Origin of the sequence: Alteromonas aestuariivivens, assembly GCF_003367475.1 — a bacterium.
GTDB classification, from domain to species: domain Bacteria; phylum Pseudomonadota; class Gammaproteobacteria; order Enterobacterales; family Alteromonadaceae; genus Alteromonas; species Alteromonas aestuariivivens.
Map to the genome: position 1 here is coordinate 116006 of NZ_QRHA01000003.1, position 18364 is coordinate 134369.

The following is an 18364-nucleotide window of genomic DNA, read 5'->3' on the forward strand; positions in this document are numbered from 1 at the left end:
GTCAGGCCTGTGATTTACTTACCCAACACTACTGACTAATCAGACGAACCGGCCCCAACAGACCCGAACTCTGCAGCTCTCTTTGGTTTTCCTTGGCGAAAAAGTTGTAGCCGGTGAAGGTAACCCGCTCACTTTCAGGCGGCTTTTGGTTGGCATTCAGCCAGGGCACCGTATCACCTGTCATTGCGTAACCACTGGTATCCGGCAAGGCCTCATCACCAATCAGGCGGTTAACCCAGGTATTGGTGATCTTTACGGTCAATGTATTCTGTCCGGCCCGCACGGCTTCACGAATATCCAGGGCAAACGGGGGTTTCCACAAGGTGCCCATATCCTGCCCGTTTACAGAGACTTCAGCGATCTGCTGCACGTCGCCCAGGTCCAGATACAGCGGTTGGCTGCCTGGCCGCTGTTCAGGGCTTAAGGTGAATCTGGTTGAGTAAGTCGCCGTGCCCGAGTAGTACCTGATGCCTTCAAGGTCACTGTCAACCCAGTCAAACAACTGAGGAAAAGAGGCTTTACCCGGGCCGCCAAGGTCGGTATCAAACTCCACCGTCCATGGGCCAGATAATGCCGTTACATTGGTGTTGTGAGAGCGGCTTGTGTATACGTCGTTCACCAACTGTGAATGTTTGCCATTGTAAGCCGGCGGCTGATTGTCACGACGGATCAGCACGAAACGCCCTGCGTACGGCTCCAAACCCAATTCAGTAATCAATCGTTTGCCATTGCAGGTAAACTGCTTAATTTCTTCAATGCTGCCATCATCAACATTCCAGATTTCAGCTATCCCATCGCCGTCACGGATATCCACTTCAATCTGTTCAAAGGTTGGCTGGTCGTTGTAAAAATAATACAGGTCATTGCCACCAATACGGCGGTGCGCAAAGAATTTAGCTGGTTTACCATTTAATTTGAGATCAGGCTGATACTTCAGCCGCTCAATGGATTTTTCGAGGTCAAAACTGCTTATCAACCCTTTTTCATAAACCCTGATTTGTGGTTCGCTGTTATTGTCCTTACCCCACAAGGTATCTGCGATATGGGTAAATTCAGCTTGTGCTCCCCATTCGCTGAATCCGATGACGTTTTGCGGTTTATTACCGATGACGGTGGCACCAGCGGCAACCAGTTGCTGGATCCGTTTTAAGGTTTTCAAGTGCATATAATCGGTGCTGACCAACTGCAATGCTCGGTAGCGTGTGCCCTCCGGCAACACCAGATAACCGTCTTTCACACTCACACGATTCAGTAACACATCGGTGTTGGTGTAATCGTAGCCATAGCCATCGGGCACACCTGTGTTGTTACCGTTGCCCACGCGCAGTGGTGCCAAGTCGCCCAGATGAATAAGGAAATCCGCATCGGGTACACCCTGTTGCAGCAGGTACGAGCCGCGGGCCAGATACCGGAACCACTCTACCCCGCCGTTACTCCACCAGGTTTGGGTACGATCGATGTGGGAGCCTATGGAATCCATGGTCATGCCCGGTTTGACGTGGTTGTTTGGCTGGTGTGCAAAACGGTGGAACATGGTTTCATTAATGCCCCGGGCCCACATTTTGTCGCCGTAGTGTTTGTAAAAATACGGGTGCCCGTACCAGTTAACCGTGTTGATGGAGGTAAAGGATTCGGCCGAAATGATCTTTTTACCGTAAATGTGCCCCGACGATATGGCGGCCATTACCCGGCCGTTATACTCCTGGTCGCGCACCCAGAACTCCCCCATCAGGCGGTCGGCTTGACCACCCGCTGCCAGTTCGTCAAAAGGCCCCCATCCGTAAGGTTCGATGTAAGACTCGAGGCCGTATTGATTGGACAAACGGGTGAATTCACCAAAATAGTTTTCCACCATTAAGTCTGAGAGATGCTGACGAAACTCCTGGAGGACGGCACCGGTATGTTCAGGCGATTCAATCACACGGCCGGTCAACAGCGGTAACCAGGGGATCAAGTCGTAGTCGAATTGGGCCTGGAAACTCTTATCCAGGTCTCGCGTCCAGTTCTGGCCGCCCACTTCATAGCTGTCAATTTCAGTGGTTTTGAATGCCTCGATCCCTTTGGCCTGTGCCTGTTTTAACAGCTTGCCAACGTATTGTTCAAAGTGAAATCCCAGCGCCTCAGGGTCAAACTTGTCGACTTCCAGGCCTTCACCTTCCAGCGTAGCCGGCACATTAAACGCGCCGGTACTGGTGTAACCAAAACGCAAGACCCGCCAGTTTCCTTCGGGAACGACGACTCCCCCGTCAGGCAACTCTCCCCGATTTAATACTCGCACGTCGCTGGCTTTGGTAATCGCTTTTAAATCAACTTGTGGGGCCATGCTCAACCGGCCGCGTTCCATGGCGTTCATCGACAGCCAGTCATCCACTCTGGGAACCGCCCAAAGGTCAAAACGTTTAAGGGTAATCGGGTGGGTAAATACAAGCCGGAAATATTTTGCCTTGTAACCGTCTCGCTCGGTGCTCACCAACTGCGGGCTGAATGTCCACATTCTGGCACCGGTTCGCGGCCGGCGCAGGTTTTCAACCACAGTGGTGAAGTGAATGCCGTCGTCCGATATTTGCAACGCCGCATCACCATGCCGGTTAGGGGTTTCTATCTGTAAACTGCGCAGGCTGGCTGGCTCATCAACCTCAACCTGTACCCAGTACTCGCTGTTGTCATTTTCAATAAACTCAAGCTCGGTATCCCAGTCACTGTCGGCCAGAACAGTGGCATCCAGGGATGGATCCGAAACGGAATATTTGGCATTGGCAAACGCATTGCTTTGATTGAACGGGTTTTGTGGCAAGGCGATAACTGCCACATCCTGATATAAACCTTCGGCAAATCCGGGTTGTGGCAAAGCTATGTTTTGCCCGCCCTTCACGGCCAGTTCGGACCAGGTAATCCGCTTCATAGACATTTCAGGGGTCACCCAAGGACCGCCGCTGGAGGTCCAGCCGTCACTGTTGTGAACACCAAACTCAATATCGTTGTTGCCGGCCTCGGCGGCGGCATGCACCAGGTGATCAAAAAATTCGTCGGTGCCAAAACGCACGGGGCCGCGGGAGGAGTAAGGTTTGTCGCGACGATGCACATGAAAGAATATCGCCCCGCCGATACCCGCCTCTTGCATGGCTTTGAAGTCTTCAGTAAACCCTGGCTTGCTGAGGTTGCCATTCATGGCATGCATCCAGGTTTTAGGCAGGTAGGGCTTCGCTGGCTCCCTAAAATCAGATACCGACAACCCGTTGCCATTGACAGCCTGACTGAACAGACCAATCACCAGTGCTTGCAGGACACTTTTCTTATAATGCATAAATTTATCAAGCCGTGATAAACAGTTAACGTTTATAAGAAAAGGTTCTCCAAGTCAGAAATTGCTACCCTTCAATCAGATATTTTTATAATAACTACCCCATATTACGGTTTACTGATAATTCTCGCAGGCAAGCCGGTGAGGTGATCCAATTCAAAAGTTGTATTGGAAGGCAAAGGGAATTTGGGATAATCCGGTAAGGGTTTATCATTTGCTGGCAAACCGTAATAATTTAGCCCGCTCAGGACATTTTTTAAGTGTTGCGCCAACGCAAACTCAGGAAGCGCAAAGTCGTAAAAAGCCACTTCATCGATAATCCCGGAAAAGGCTTCCTTCTGCCACCTGGGTTCAGCGGGGTTGTTGCCTATGGCAGCGGTACCAGGGCCACCACTGAGCATTTTTGAACCCGCTGGATACTGGTGCGAAGCCTGTTTTTGACCATCTATGTAAATGGCTTTCAACCCGGATTGAACACTGTAGGTTGCCACCACATGGTGAAAATTTCCGTCTTTAAGATCTGCCAAACTGGGGCGACCATCCTGACCATCCAGCGGCAGTTTCAATTCGTGATAGCCCTGCCCCAGTATGAATAAACCAAAACTCAGGCTTTCGTTCACGTCGCCTTTTGGCATTAAGAAGTCTTTGCCTTTGTCGTTTTGGAAACTGAGCAGCATACGCAGTTCATCATCGCCGTGGTCCTTGCGAAATATCTCGTCAATTTCCATCGGCTCTCCTGAGTATTGCGGGCGAATCAGTGCTTCGATTGTCACACCATCGGTAACCGCAAAAGAGCCCGTTCCTGGCACAGTTCCGCCGCCGCTGCCAACCTCAATACGCGCACTGGCACTGTTGTCAAAGGCAAAGGCACCTCGGCCAACCAGCCCGTCAACCCGCTTAGCGCCCGATGCTGGCAAACCGTAAGCACTGCCGGCTGAATCAACCACCCTGTCACTTTGCCCATTAAAACTCCAGAAGTGACTTGGCCGCCAACGAGAAGGTATCAGCAGCGAGTTTTCACCGCTGGTGATCCGCGGTGCGCGATGGGTCAGGTCAAAGGTAAGCCCACTGCCATTAGACTGCACAATAAATCTGCGCCCATGAACGATGGTGTTATGGCCTGGGATAGATTCAACGGTAAGTTTGCCCTGCTTTAGCTTTATCTCATTGCGGTTAAACAACTTAATCACAGAGCCTGGTGCCAGGTGCAGGGTGTCGCCATCTACCAACTGGATGCTTGCCCCCTGTTCAGCCAGGTAATCCCCTGCCATTAAAGCACTGCCATCAATATCACCCTGTTGACCGAAAAGAGCAAGATTGCCTTGTAAAACCCGGGCGACATATGGTGTAGCGCTGCGATCGGCAAGCAGCCACAGCAAACTTGCTAACAAACACACCAGTACCAGCAGGCCAAAAAGCATAACCTTACGGGATTTACGCGAATCAGGTTCCCGATTCCGCTCATAAACCAGAGTACTGTTAATACCATCAGGGGGTGGCGGAGTAGCAGGCCGTACGATAACTTCCTCCGAAATACGCCTGTAAACAAACTCCATATTGAGTTCCGCGGGGGACTGCAACTGCATATGCATGTTCAGGTAATCGTAGTAGAAACGCTGGGCCTCAAAATTCCCTTTCAGGTGCCCTTCGAGCCGGGCAATTTGGTCCTCAGTCGCAATACCTGAGCAAACCGCATCCGCGATGTCTCTGACCTCGGGGTATTGGTCACTTCGACTCATACTGACGCCCCTGTATTTTTTTGCTCGACACAATCAAACAGCCGTTTGCGTAATTTGTGCACGGCTTTTCGAATGGCGTGAATCGATCTTCCTGTACTTTGGGCGATCTCCGGAGCAGTGAGATTTTGTGCATAAAAACGCTGATATATGTCCCTAAGCGGAGCGGAAAGCAGTGATTTACAATGCTCTAAATGGCGCCATTTTTGCTCTTGTGAATCATACCGGGATTCCATAATGGCGATGTTACGACTGAACTCCTGCAGAAAATCGTCACTTAATCCCAGCTGGTATTTTTTGTTTACCTGCCGATAATGCCGCACCCGGTTAAACGCAATGACATTCGCCCATTTCGAAAAATTCGTACCGGGTTCAAACTTTTCAAACTCTTTCCAAAGGGTTAAACAGGTTTCCTGAAAAATATCGTCTGCAATTGCGCGGTTGGATACGAATGCATAGATGTAGGCGTAAAGACGGTTTTTATCCGCTTCAAACAACTGCCTGAAAAGCGATGCACTGGTTGGCTTCGAGTCAGCTGAAGATAACTGCTGCTTTGAAATAGGATCCGTTGAATGCAAAATACAGCCTGTTTTAACCATAATTTAATCTTGTTAACCATAATCGCACTATACATTAACAGTATCCAAATCGACATATGCAGCTGAGAAATCACCGTATTTTTGCTCCAAACAGGTATTGGGCTGTTGATTACAAGCTCACTTTTCGAACCGGCCTGATTGTGACTGGCCCTATTAAACCAGCAGGTTGCAGCGGGCTGTCTTTGGTAATTTTGCTTTCAAAGGTTATCTCCGTTTCAAACGCTTTGGGCGCTGAACTATCCGGGAACTGCCCCGGATATTGTTGATCGCCCACCAAACGATTGACCCAGGTTGTGGCCACTTCAACCTCAAGCTGATTGCTACCCACTTTAAGCGCACCCGTAATATCCACCTTCAAGGGGCGGCTCCAGACTTCTCCAAAATCATTCCCATTCACCCGCACGCGTGCAATCACCCCCACCTGCCCCAGGTCCAGAACCCAACGCTGATCGCTACGCAGCATATCCGGTTCAAGCGAAAACTGATTTCGGTACACAACGGCACCGGAATAGTGTTTCAGCGCCAGCGGTTCCAGTTCGGTCAACGACACCAGTTTTTCCAGGGTGTGGTGAATAGCAACGTCCCTGTCTGCTTCAAAGGTCAGTTTCCACGGCTGATTCAAACGCTGTTCCAATGGCAAGTCATCCACTTTTATTTCCCGGGTCTGACCATCGTTAAACAGAACCTGATAGTGCCCATTTTGTGGAATATCAAGCACAATATTACCTTGTTGATCAAACGCAGACGGAAGCCAAACAGGTCCACCAAGCCCTGCTTGAGAAATGGCCTGCACGGCGTTTTCAGTGTTCCCGGGGGTAAAGGCTGCACTCGAAGATTTTTCAAAAACCACAAAAGCTGATTCCAGCCCCTGCAATTTTATTGGCAATGTCAACCGTTCATTCTCAACCTGATACTGGGCAACTGCTTTGGTTTCACCGGTCACCGCATTCCACAGCTGCGGCCGCCCCATATGTTCATCCAGCCTGAAGCTGGCCTGAAGTTTTACCTCGGCTTCAGACTGATTGGCGATAAAGTAAATCTCATGGGTGTTGCTGCTGCGATGGCTCCATATCACCGATTCTGGCAGGCCGGTAACATCCTGCTGCACACCAAGCTGTTGCATTACCGCGGCCAAATCAGCCTGGTCGTCAACCGCATAAAATACCTGCCCAAGCCCATACTTTGCCTGTGTCACCTGCCTGCCATCAATCTGTTGCCAAAGCTTATCGGCCATTCGCCAGACGTTTTCGTCGGCGTGCGGATAATTTTGCAAACTGGGGGAATGGGCGGGTTTGGGGCCGTAAACTGCACCGCCCTCAGCCACTAACTGGCTGATTTTTTCCAGCACCTCAGGGCGCATGTAAGGTAAATCAGGCAGAACCAGCAGCTTGAACGTCATGCCACTGGGCAACTCGAACAGACCATCCTTTACGGTCAATCCATTCAGTATGACTTCGGCGTTAATAAAGTCGTAGGAATACCCATCGGGAACCGCCGGGTTGAGTGCGCCGGTCATTTTCGGCACATCTTCACCGATGTAAAACAGGATATCGGCTACATACTGGCCCTGCTGCATCATATAATTGGCACGCTGGATGTAGTCCAGCCAGCTGCCCATAAAATCAAACCAGGTGTTATTACGGTTAAACTCAGAACCAAACCAGGCGTTCACACCAGGAAACTTATCCTCGTAGGCTTGTTGTATATAAACGTGAAGCAAGGTGTGATTGATGCCCTCTACGAATGACCAGTCACCGCGTTTTTTAAAGTTCCAGGGGTGATTTTTAAAGCCATCACTGCGCCCGGCAGTGAAAGATTCTGACATCACGGTTTTGTGGCCATAGATATGAGCCGCAGAAGACGCCGCTTTTAATTCAATAGCTCCTAAATTACCTGACGCCCAAAATTCACCGCTGACAATATCGGCCTGCCCCCCGTACTGCAAAAACTCACCAGGGAACCCCCAGTGGCCGTAATTTTCCAGCCACAACTTGAGGCCGTGCTGATGGGCGCGCTCTCGCAGGCCCGCTGCATATTCATAGGAAACTCTGTCGGCGACCATGCGCCGCACATCCCACAAAAAGCGTTCACTCTGTTCGGCACTGTTGACAATACGGCCGGTATACACTGGCAAATACGGAATTGGGCTGTAGCCAAACTGTTGTTCAAATTTTTCGGAAAAACCGTCAGTCCAGTTCTGGGCGCCCTGTTCATAGCTGTCGACAACCACATACTTCAGAGCGCGGCGCTCAAAGGGTGTCATCGTGTTGAGCACTTTACCGACATACTCATCAAAGTGAAATTGCGCAATGGCTTTGCTCAATTTGTCGATTTCCGGGCCCTTGGCGTTCTTGCTCGAGGGGCCATTGGTTGTGCCCGTTGAACGCATAAAATAATGCACCACAGTCCACTGCCCATCGGGCACTTGCCAGGTTAACCTGTCGCCTTCAACAAATTCGGTAATATCCAACACTTGCTCAGCACTGATGGCCATATCAGGTTCACTTTCCGGGGTGGGTTTGGGCCATTGATAGCTGTCATGTTTTGGCTGGGGTGTGGGGTGCACTTTGGCGAGCTTTTTCTCAACATAACGCTCCAGTTTATAACCGCTCGACACCACAATATCCTTGATACCTGGTATTTGTTCCGGCTTTGGGCTCGCATTAAATCCGGTTAAGCGCAAGCGATATTCCCGCGCAGTCACCGCTGGAAAGTTAATCACTATGGGGGCGTCATGCTCAGGGCCAATGGCTGGCATGGAGCGCGGCCGTTGCAATGAAAACGATCGAATAACATCAAACTGACCTTCGCTATTTTTCGCCAGCAAGGTGGCCTGGGCAGAAAACTGGTGTTGGGGGTAAATTTCCAGAGTCCGGGCCCGGAACGGCCGCTCATGGGCAAAGTCAACCTGCCAGTGGTCTGCATCATCGCTCGCGTTTTGAGTTAACACTTCAACAGGAAACGAATACACCGACTCCGGATTCCCATCTATCAAAGCAGTAACCTGCTTTTGTTCCACCGCTTCCTCAGCCACCTGATAGCGAACCGTTACGGAGGTTTGCTGATTGTTTAAACGCTCTTGTTCCCTGGCTGGTGTTCTGAACGCAAGGACTTTGACATCCTGAGCAAACCCCTCTGGTTTTCTCAACGTTAATGATGCCGGGAGTGTGTCTGAGCCCCGGCCGCTAACCTGGTACTCCTGGGAATCCAGATAGCGCATCGACTGCTCGGGCTGAACCCAGGGCCCGCCTGACTGGCTCCAGCCTGGCGAATTGAACAAGCCGATATCAATGTTGTAATCCGCTGCTTTTTCAATCGCAAAGCGCAGATGATCCCACCACTCATCGGTTAACGCGCTAACCTCACCATACCCTCCAACGCTTGGATTGAGGTGAATAATGCCGATTAATGCGGCACTGATGCCCGCTTCCTGCATGGCGGCCAGGTCACGCTCTATACCCGTTTTGGAGATGTGGTCGTTGATCCAGTACCAGTAGACCCAAGGTTTTACTGCCGCCGGTGGATTTTTAAAATTGCGCTTCAATTCTGCTGCAGAAGCATGATAGAAGGACTCTGGCATCGGGCTCACTGGTGTATGCAATGCGGGAGCTGTGTGATTCTGTAACGCTGAATTTGTCTCAAGCGGGCCTGTACAACTGCTCACTAAGGTTGCCATCAATATACTGACGGCAACGCGAACCAAACGAAGAGATGCTGTTTCCAAAGAACAGGACGAGCCTTGAGGTCGGACAGGGTGAGTCGGTATATCAGAGCTGGTTGGCCGGTGCCGCATACGTTATTCCTTCCATAGATGCGACAACGCAGCGTGATCTGGCTTTGGATCAGCAAATGGTTACCGCTATACAATTTGGGCCCAGTATAACGTGCTAACCGAAAAGATCAGCAGTCAATCAGGCGACTGACTGCGATCACCGCTCAGAAGCGGTCCATAGCATCAGGCCGGTTTCGCAACCTCTATAACCAGCTTGCCGAAGTTTTCGCCACGAAACAGCATCATCAGCGTATCGGGAAAGGTGTCTATTCCCTCAACCACATGCTCCTTCGCTTTTAATTTCCCTTGTGCTATCCAGCCTGCCATTTCCTTGGCCGCTTCGCCGTAATGCTCAGCATTATCAAACACTATGATGCCTTCCATTCGGGCTCGATTGATCAATAGTGACAGATAATTCGATGGCCCTTTGACAGGGGTTGTATTGTTGTACTGGCTGATCGCTCCGCAAATAACAATGCGCGCCTTGAAGTTAATCAGCGCCAGCACCGCATCCAGTATTTCGCCGCCAACATTATCAAAAAACACGTCGATCCCCTCGGGACAGGCAGCTTTCAGCCCGGACAATACATCCTGTTCCTTGTAATCGATGGCGGCGTCAAAACCGAGTTCCTGAGTAAGGTAATCGCATTTATCCTTGCCACCCGCGATACCTACCACGCGGCAGCCTTTCAGTTTGGCAATCTGACCAACTACCGCACCGACGGCTCCCGCCGCCCCGGATACCACCACGGTTTCACCAGCCTGAGGCTGCCCGGTGTTGAGTAACCCAAAATACGCGGTCATACCGGGCATGCCCAATACGCCTAAATATCGGGGAAGCGGTGCCAATGCCGGATCGACCTTGTGTAAGCTCTGCCCGGCAACTGTTGCGTACTGCTGAACTCCCAGCATCCCGTGGACAAAATCACCGACAGAAAAGTTTTCGTCGCCGGATTCCACCACCTGACCAATCGCTCCGGCGCGCATGACTTCACCAATTCCAACCGGTTCAATATAGGATTTGCCGTCATTCATCCAGCCACGCATGGCAGGGTCAAGAGAAAGGTACAGCACTTTCACCAGTACCTCACCCGCTTCAGGTTCACGTACCTGAGTCTCATTGAGTGTCCAGTTTTGAGCGGTAGGCTCACCCACCGGGCGAGAGGCCAGAAGCCACTGTTTATTTTGCATTGTCTGTGTCCTGTAAAAATTAGGATGCTGGAATTTTAGGGCCGCAGGCGTTCGGCGATAAAACCTCAATATCCGTTAACAAAAAGATGAAAACTCGACGTGCTTACAATAGGCGCTAACTTCTACTTTTCAAGATTGATGTCATGCTCTCCCTCCCCCAGGTTACCCGAAACTCGTGATTGATTTAGTCAGCCTGGCGGATTTCTACCCTACTACACCGCGAGTTCAAAAGAACCCAGCAAGCTACCTCTCAGAGGCGTAGCAATTTCAGTACACGGCAATCGCAAAAGTTTGCCATTTTGCCAGCCGAAAATATTGATTTATCCGAAAACGCATATAGACTGCCGGCCCCGTAAGCGGTGCACTATAATTAAAGCGCTTACGAGCATGTTTCAGTGCAAATGAAAAACAAACTCACTTGGTGAACACATGAAAACGACGAAAATCGCCACTATCGCTTTGGCGATAGCTTCCGCTCTCAGCACTACGGTTTCTGCTCAAGACACTCCGTCTACCCGACAGCAAAAAGAAACTTCTCTCGAAAAAATCACAGTTACGGCACAAAAACGCACTCAGTCCATTCAAGAGGTGCCACTTTCAATTGCTACTTTGAACGGTGAACAATTTGAAAGCCTGTTTTCTGCCGGTGAAGACATTCTGGCTCTGGCAACGCATGTTCCTGGCCTGTATGCAGAATCTTCAAACGGACGGGTTGCCCCTCGCTTTTACATTCGCGGTTTAGGCAACACGGATTTCGATTTGGCCGCATCACAACCGGTTTCCATTGTTATGGACGAGGTGGTAATGGAAAATGTGGTTCTGAAAAGCTTCCCGCTGTTTGATATCCAGCAGGTAGAAGTACTGCGTGGCCCTCAAGGCACACTGTTCGGGCGCAACACCACAGCCGGTATTGTTAAGTTTGATACGGTCAAACCCTCTCAGGATTTTGATGCCTACGCCAAACTGGGTTTCGGTACCTATAACACCCTGAACTTTGAAGGCGCAGTTGCCGGAGGCCTGACAGATGACCTTTCAGCACGTTTCTCTGTGTTGTCACAGCAGCGCGATGATTACATCGACAACGCCTTTACCGACCAAAAAGACGCGCTGGGTGGCTATGACGAAAAAGCCTGGCGTGCCCAGTTGCTGTATAACCCTAACGATCGTTTTTCTGCCTTACTGAACCTGCATGGTCGTGATTTGGAAGGCACAGCGTCAGTGTTTCGCGCCAACATCTTTGATAAAGGCAGCAATAATCTCAACGACAATTACGATCGCGAGACAGTTTACTTTGATGGTGACCTAGACGGTAATGGCGCAGACAACAACCCGCAGGAGTACGAAGGGTTTGGTTCGTCACTCAGACTGACCTATCAACTGGATACGGTTGAACTGGTATCAATCACCGCGTACGAAGAAGCTGATGGCTACAGCCTGGGCGATATCGACGGAGGCTCCGGCAGTGGTGAAACCTCTAACCCGGGTTTCATTCCATTTTCAGCCGTGACCCAGGACAGCCTGAACGACCTGGAACAGTTCACCCAGGAATTGCGGATTGCCAGCAATACTAACGGTGCCGTTAACTGGCAGGCTGGCGCGTTCTACTTTGATTCTTCTTTCAATGTGACCAGTATTGATGGCTACTTTGGTGCCACAACGGTATTCCATGAAAACACCACCTGGGCCATATTTGGTCAAAGCTCTTATCAGGTAACCGACAAGCTGAATGTAACCGGTGGCGTACGTTATACCCATGATGAAAAATCACTGGATGTGGGCGACCAGAACGTAAACGGCTTTGCGCTGGTCACAGGTGATGCCACCATCCAGGATTACGAGCACACCAATGTGGATGACGGTCAGGTGAGTTTCGAACTGAGTGCCAACTACAAGCTTACTGATGATGCGTCACTGTTCGCTCGCTATGCCAACGGCTTCCGCGCGCAAACCATTCAAGGACGGGATGTGGCCTTTGAAGGCTCGCCATCCGTTGCAGATGCTGAAACCATTAATTCGGTAGAATTGGGTATCAAGTCTGACCTTCTGGATAATACTCTTCGCCTGAACGCTGCCGCGTATTATTACCAAATCGACGACATGCAGTTTTCTGCCATTGGTGGGGGTAATAACTTTACCGCACTGGTAAACGCGGACAAAGGCGTGGGCTACGGTTTTGAAGTGGATGCCAAATGGTTGGCTACCGACAGCCTGACCCTTACAGCAGGATACAGCTACAATCACACCGAAATACAGGATGACAGCCTAACTGTGCAACCATGTGGCTCCAATGCAGACTTTGAAGGTAACTGCACCGTTACCGATCCTCGTCTGGAAGGAAACCTGGCTATCATTGACGGCAACCCGTTCCCACAGGCACCAGAAAGTATCCTTAGTTTCACTGCGCGCTACTCCGTACCGGTAGGTGAAAATGGCGAGGTGTTTGTTTATACCGATTGGGCATTCCAGGGTGAAACCAACCTGTTCCTTTATGAAGCAGTTGAATTTACCACCAAAGACAACTTTGAAGGCGGTCTGCGCGTTGGATATGAAAACTTCAACCACAATTACACCGTTGCTTTGTTCGGGCGTAATATTACCGACGAGCACAATGTAAAAGGCGCGGTTGATTTCAACAACCTTACAGGAATTATGAACGAGCCTCGCGTGTGGGGTGTAGAAGCCAAGGTTATGTTCTTTTAACCGAGGATCTTATTAACGGGTTTTGCAATTTCGCAGCAGACCCCACTTCCTGTTATCAAGCACCGCTTTTAGCGGTGCTTTTTTATGCCACCTGCTGAACCCGATTGTGATGCGCCTGCGCGACCAGTTTTTGTATGCTGCGACAGGCCCGAACATAACGGGAGTCACGCTGGTAATAAACCTGTTCCATCACCCGGCCTTTTTCATCAACCAGAAAACTCGCAAGCCGGGCCCGTCTGTATGGCAGATATACCTGATGGAGCTTGATCACACTTGAAACCGGTTTTGACATTATGACGCGATAAAAACAGAACGGCAGCTTCATACTCACAGCACGCCTGTCTCCTCCTTGCAAATACACAACAGACTGCAATTCATCCTGCCCTTCCATAACACGAATGCCATGCTGTTCGATTAATTTGTCCAACGTTTTAAGCCCTGTATCCATGTGTCACCCACAAAATACTGTATATACAAACAGTATAAATTCAATTGGATACTTTTCAACCATTTCAGGCAAAAAAATAGGGCAGCTTTTGCTGCCCCGATTCAATCGCTTATACCTGGATTTTATTCTGCGGCTGAAAGAGGCTCATGCACGCTTTTACGTCTGAACAACCCTTTGATATCATCCAGAATCAAATACAACGCTGGTACCAACAACAATGTGATAACGGTAGCAAACAGGATACCGAAGGCCAGTGATATCGCCATGGGGATAACCACCTGAGCCTGCAGGCTGCGCTCAAAAATAATTGGCATCAGGCCCATAAAGGTTGTCAGCGAGGTCAGTATGATTGCTCTGAACCGCTGACTGCCGGCACTAATGACCGCGTCCAGCATACGGTGCCCTTCCTTCCGGGCACGATTAACAAAATCGACCATAATAAGGCTGTCGTTCACTACCACGCCTGACAATGCGATAATTCCGCACAACGACAACACACTCACTGCCATACCCAAAACTAGATGGCCCACAATGGCACCAACAACCCCAAATGGGATCACCGACATGATGATCAGTGGCTGGGAATAGGACTTCAACGGCACTGCCAGCAAGGCATAAATGGCAAATAATGCAAACAGCAGCCCTTTTGCCAGTCCCATCATTGCCTCTGCCTGCTCACGGGAATTACCCTGAAGCTGGAAATGGACACCTGGGTATTGTTCAAGCAGCCCCGGCATCACATTTTCGGTAATTTCACGGGTAATTTCTCCCGGATCCAGACTGCCCTTATCCACTTTCGCTGTAACGGTAACAGAGCGGTTCCCATCCACGCGAACGATAGAATCATAACCTTTACCCAGCTGAATTTCTCCTACCTCTTCAAAGGGCACATCTTCACCCGTGGGCGCTCTTACCCGCATAGACTCCAGGTGTTCAACCGACGTTCGCTCCTGTTGCGGATACCGCACCATAACCTTGATTTCTTCTTCGTCGCGCTGTACCCGCTGAACCTCAGCGCCATAAAACCCGTACCGGACCTGTTGCCCCAATTGTTGCAGAGTTATGCCCAGGGCCTCAGCCTGAGGTTTGAGGGATAACTGGATTTCATCACTGCCGCCTGCGAAAGTGTCATTGATGTCTGTGACCCCCTGATAGCTGGCAAGCTGCTGTTTTAAATCGTTACTAATCGCCCGCAATGCATCAATATCTGCCGCAGTGAACTCGAAACTCAGATCTGCACCACCTCCCGGGCCCCCCGGAGAACCAATATTGAAGGATTTAACCCCTGGCAATTCAGGCATTTGTTGCCGCCAACGTTGATGGATATCAAAATCTGCAAGTTCCCGGGTTTCGCCCTTGGTGAGTTCAACAAACACCTCGCCGCCAAGGTTGCCATTGTCGTAGGCAATCGCATGTTTTACCACTGGAGCCATCCCTTCCTGCTGCAACTGTTCGTCCATTCGCCTCATGGACTCAACCAGGCTATCGATGGCGTGATCTCGCTGCTCAAGAGAAGACCCAGGCTGCAGTTCGATACTTGCCATCATGAAATCACTGGGAATGTTAGGGAAGAACACAAATCGGACAATACCGCCGCCAAACAGCCCAATAGTTATTATCAGCATGGCAATAAAGGTAGCAAGGGTGGTATAGCGATGTTTAAGCGCCGTTCCAAGCGCTGGGATGTAGATTTTCTCTATGAACGACTTTATACCTTCACTGAAAAAATCCCTGAATCGCTGGAAGCGATTGGCTTTCGCGGGATCATAGGGTTTCAGTTTCATGTGCACAAGGTGCGCTGGCAGTATGAGTTTTGACTCCAGCAACGAGAACGCAAGACAGATAATGACCACCAGCCCGATGGTTTTCCATATGATGCCGAAGGGGCCGGAAACCATCAGCATTGGTGAAAATGCCGCGATGGTGGTAAGCACCCCGAACGTTGCCGGCATGGCCACTTTTTGTACGCCGGCAATCACGTTTTCTGTGCTGTGGCCTTTGCGGTCTATTTCCGAGTAAGCAGACTCCCCCATAATAATGGCATCGTCCACCACAATTCCTAATACAAGAATAAAGGCGAACAGACTTAACAGGTTGATCGAAACCCCCAGCATATCGATGGGCATAACCAGCAAGGTACCCAAAAAACAGACCGGCAACCCGACTATCACCCAAAACGCCAGTTTAATTTTGAGAAACAGCGACAGCACGATGAACACCAGCAAGGCCCCAAATGCCATGTTCTCAAGCATCATGTTCAAGCGGTCAGCGAGGTAAAACGAACTGTCTCCCCAGCTGTCGGCGCTGATGTGCGCCGGAAAATCTTTGCGCGTTTTATCCAGATAATCATTAACCTGCCTGGAAATTTCCAGCGCATTCTGGTCACCAACAGCTCTTACTCTAAGGCTGACGGAAGGCTTGCCGTCGAATTCTGAATACTGGTTGTTTTCAATGAATCCATCGTCGATGAAGGCCACATCCCCAAGTGTAACGCGGGTACCGTCGGTGGCGGTTAACAAAACAATTTGGGCGAAGTCCCAGCCGGTGTAGGCCTGCCCGAGGGTTCTCAACAATATATCGCCATTCTTGGTACGAATGGAACCACCTGGCAAATCAACACTGGACTGCCGCACCCGGTCTACTACTTCTGAAAATGTTAAGTCGTACTTCTGCAAGTCCTGCTCGGAAAGTTCAATGGAGATTTCATAATCCCTGGCTCCCACTACGGAAACACTGGAGATACCGGGCAGGTTGGCAATATCATCCCGAATATCCTTGGCAAATTCCTTGAGCTCCCGTTCACTGGCATCTCCATAAACCGATAGCCAGATAACATCCTGCTGAACTTTTTGCCTGTATACCACAGGCTTCTCAGTGTTTAGTGGAAAACTGGGAATGGCATCCACCTGGGCCTTAATCTCATCAAGAACATCCTGAACGTTGTAGTTGTCCTCTATTTCGATACTGACGGTACCCATCCCTTCCCTTGCGGTAGAGGTGATCTGCTTGATGCCGTCGAGGTCTTTTACGGCTTCCTCAATTTTCAGTATGACGCCTTCTTCAACCTCCTGCGGTGCGGCGCCCAAATAAGGTACCCTGACATTCACAATGCTTATTTCGAAAGCAGGAAATATTTGTTTCTGGATTGATGCGGCGCCAAACAGACCGCCAACAATGAGGATCCACATCAACAGGTTGGCGGCCACATGATTGCGTGCGAACCAGGCAATAACGCCGTGCTGAGTATCAATTTTATTCATCACAGAGCCTCGGAAACCTGGATTGAATCAGAATCATCGCGCATATCTTTCTCCGTATCGTCAGGGTCCCCGGCCACACGTACCTCCATGCCCTGAAACGGATTGGGAACCGCACTTACGACAACCCTTTCACCATCCAGTAACCCATCAGACAGATACACCAGTGATTCCGTAGAACGCACCGATACCACTTCCCGGATATCAAGCTGATTCTGGTTATTTACCACCAGCACGGTATTATCGAGCCGCAATACACTGCGCGGAAGACTGAATAATTCCTGTCGCTGGGTGCCGTGAATACTGGCCTGAACAAACTGCCCAAAACGCAACGGAACCGGCGATTTGTTACCCGATTCACGCAAATAGGGGTCGATAACCTGCACAATGGCGTAAATTACCCGATTGCCAGAATCCATCACTCCCTCGGTACGAACCAGTTCACCGTGCCAGTGACGGGTTTTACCGGCCACAACAGCACTTAAATCCACTTTATTGCGATTGGTTACCCCCGCAGACAAATCAATAAATGCCAACTCGCGATCGGTTATTGGCAATCTGACTTCGGCGACATTGGTGGCGTAAATTTCGCCCAGCGCACTCCCGGCACTGACAAACTGACCAATATCTGCACTTCTGCTTACAACCAGACCATTATAAGGCGCACGAATTTGCGTTCTCTGCAAATTGCGATTGGCCCGCTCCAATTTCGCCTCCGCAGCCTGGACATTGGCCTGCTCTTTTGCCAGTTGCGGCTTTCTTAGCCCCAGCTCAGGGGGCAGAACATTATCAACTGAACGCCATTCCTGCTCAGCAACTTTTGCCCTCGCACGTTCTTCAGCCAGTGAAGCCTGAGCCTGAGCCAGTTCTGCAGCTGCCAGCTTCACTTCCGTGACGTAATCTTCCTGCTCCAGGGTGATGAGCACATCGCCTTTTTTAAACATGCCACCGGTAACAAACCCGTCTGCCATTGAAACTACCCGGCCACCAACCTGGGCACTCAGACTGGTCCGGTTTAGTGGCACCACATTTCCCTGCGAGCTGACAGTAAATTCAACAGCCTGTTTACCCACCGTCAGAGTTTCAACCAACAGAGCTTTTGATTCGACCGGCTTTTGTTCCGGCGCCTTACGACCTTCTATCATCATCTTCGCCACAACTGCAGCGATTAACACGATGGCAAAAGGCAAGCCTACTTTCAGCCACTTTGAATGCTTCATTTTACTCCCTACCCCGGATCTCAAACCTTTTTATTATTTGCACGGTGCCGCTACGGATAAATGCGGAAATTTCGCATTAACCGCATGGAAACTTCGATTAAATTGTTTGCAATAATGATACAGGCGCAAACCTGCAAGAT

9 protein-coding genes are annotated in these 18364 nt (G+C 50.2%); 1 reads left to right on the forward strand and 8 read right to left on the reverse strand.

Annotated elements, in window-relative coordinates:
• Window positions 1–28 precede the first annotated feature (28 nt).
• The 5 genes from DXV75_RS04925 to DXV75_RS04950 all read right to left on the reverse strand — a co-directional run bounded on the left by DXV75_RS04925 (window position 29) and on the right by DXV75_RS04950 (window position 10599).
• Window positions 29–3304 (reverse strand): glycosyl hydrolase, encoded by a 3276-nt coding sequence (locus DXV75_RS04925; protein ID WP_115592280.1) that lies wholly within the window; start codon window positions 3302–3304, stop codon window positions 29–31.
• A gap of 104 nt (window positions 3305–3408) precedes the next feature.
• Window positions 3409–5040, reverse strand: coding sequence for a LamG domain-containing protein (locus DXV75_RS04930; RefSeq protein ID WP_115592281.1), 1632 nt, complete (start codon window positions 5038–5040; stop codon window positions 3409–3411).
• The gene (locus DXV75_RS04935; protein WP_115592282.1) at window positions 5037–5636 is read right to left on the reverse strand and encodes a sigma-70 family RNA polymerase sigma factor; all 600 of its coding nucleotides are present in this window, start codon (window positions 5634–5636) and stop codon (window positions 5037–5039) included. The genes DXV75_RS04930 and DXV75_RS04935 overlap by 4 nt, the downstream gene beginning before the upstream one ends.
• 109 nt (window positions 5637–5745) lie before the next feature.
• Window positions 5746–9216, reverse strand: coding sequence for a glycosyl hydrolase (locus DXV75_RS04940; RefSeq protein ID WP_245953126.1), 3471 nt, complete (start codon window positions 9214–9216; stop codon window positions 5746–5748).
• A 375-nt stretch (window positions 9217–9591) separates the two neighbouring features.
• Window positions 9592–10599 carry an NADP-dependent oxidoreductase gene (locus DXV75_RS04950; RefSeq protein WP_115592284.1) on the reverse strand — a complete coding sequence of 336 codons (1008 nt, stop codon included), beginning with the start codon at window positions 10597–10599 and terminating at the stop codon, window positions 9592–9594.
• A gap of 429 nt (window positions 10600–11028) precedes the next feature.
• On the opposite strand from DXV75_RS04950, the gene DXV75_RS04955 reads away from it, so the two are divergent.
• Window positions 11029–13299 carry a TonB-dependent receptor gene (locus DXV75_RS04955; RefSeq protein ID WP_115592285.1) on the forward strand — a complete coding sequence of 757 codons (2271 nt, stop codon included), beginning with the start codon at window positions 11029–11031 and terminating at the stop codon, window positions 13297–13299.
• A gap of 82 nt (window positions 13300–13381) precedes the next feature.
• Here DXV75_RS04955 and DXV75_RS04960 read toward each other — a convergent pair whose 3' ends face one another.
• From DXV75_RS04960 to DXV75_RS04970, 3 genes are all read right to left on the reverse strand, one after another.
• Window positions 13382–13747: a hypothetical protein gene (locus DXV75_RS04960; RefSeq protein ID WP_115592286.1), complete on the reverse strand. Its 366-nt coding sequence runs from the start codon at window positions 13745–13747 to the stop codon at window positions 13382–13384.
• A gap of 122 nt (window positions 13748–13869) precedes the next feature.
• Window positions 13870–17007 carry an efflux RND transporter permease subunit gene (locus DXV75_RS04965; RefSeq protein ID WP_115592287.1) on the reverse strand — a complete coding sequence of 1046 codons (3138 nt, stop codon included), beginning with the start codon at window positions 17005–17007 and terminating at the stop codon, window positions 13870–13872.
• A complete protein-coding gene (locus DXV75_RS04970; protein WP_115592288.1) occupies window positions 17007–18224 on the reverse strand; it encodes an efflux RND transporter periplasmic adaptor subunit in 1218 nt (405 codons plus the stop codon). The genes DXV75_RS04965 and DXV75_RS04970 overlap by 1 nt, the downstream gene beginning before the upstream one ends.
• Window positions 18225–18364 lie beyond the last annotated feature (140 nt).

Bases quoted from the DNA above. Each gene is read 5' to 3' on its own strand.
- DXV75_RS04925 (WP_115592280.1), bottom strand. From the start codon at position 3,304: ATGCATTATAAGAAAAGTGTCCTGCAAGCACTGGTGATTGGTCTGTTC.
- DXV75_RS04940 (WP_245953126.1), bottom strand. From the start codon at position 9,216: ATGCCAGAGTCCTTCTATCATGCTTCTGCAGCAGAATTGAAGCGCAAT.
- DXV75_RS04965 (WP_115592287.1), bottom strand. From the start codon at position 17,007: ATGAATAAAATTGATACTCAGCACGGCGTTATTGCCTGGTTCGCACGC.
- DXV75_RS04950 (WP_115592284.1), bottom strand. From the start codon at position 10,599: ATGCAAAATAAACAGTGGCTTCTGGCCTCTCGCCCGGTGGGTGAGCCT.
- DXV75_RS04930 (WP_115592281.1), bottom strand. From the start codon at position 5,040: ATGAGTCGAAGTGACCAATACCCCGAGGTCAGAGACATCGCGGATGCG.
- DXV75_RS04970 (WP_115592288.1), bottom strand. From the start codon at position 18,224: ATGAAGCATTCAAAGTGGCTGAAAGTAGGCTTGCCTTTTGCCATCGTG.
- DXV75_RS04960 (WP_115592286.1), bottom strand. From the start codon at position 13,747: ATGGATACAGGGCTTAAAACGTTGGACAAATTAATCGAACAGCATGGC.
- DXV75_RS04935 (WP_115592282.1), bottom strand. From the start codon at position 5,636: ATGGTTAAAACAGGCTGTATTTTGCATTCAACGGATCCTATTTCAAAG.
- DXV75_RS04955 (WP_115592285.1), top strand. From the start codon at position 11,029: ATGAAAACGACGAAAATCGCCACTATCGCTTTGGCGATAGCTTCCGCT.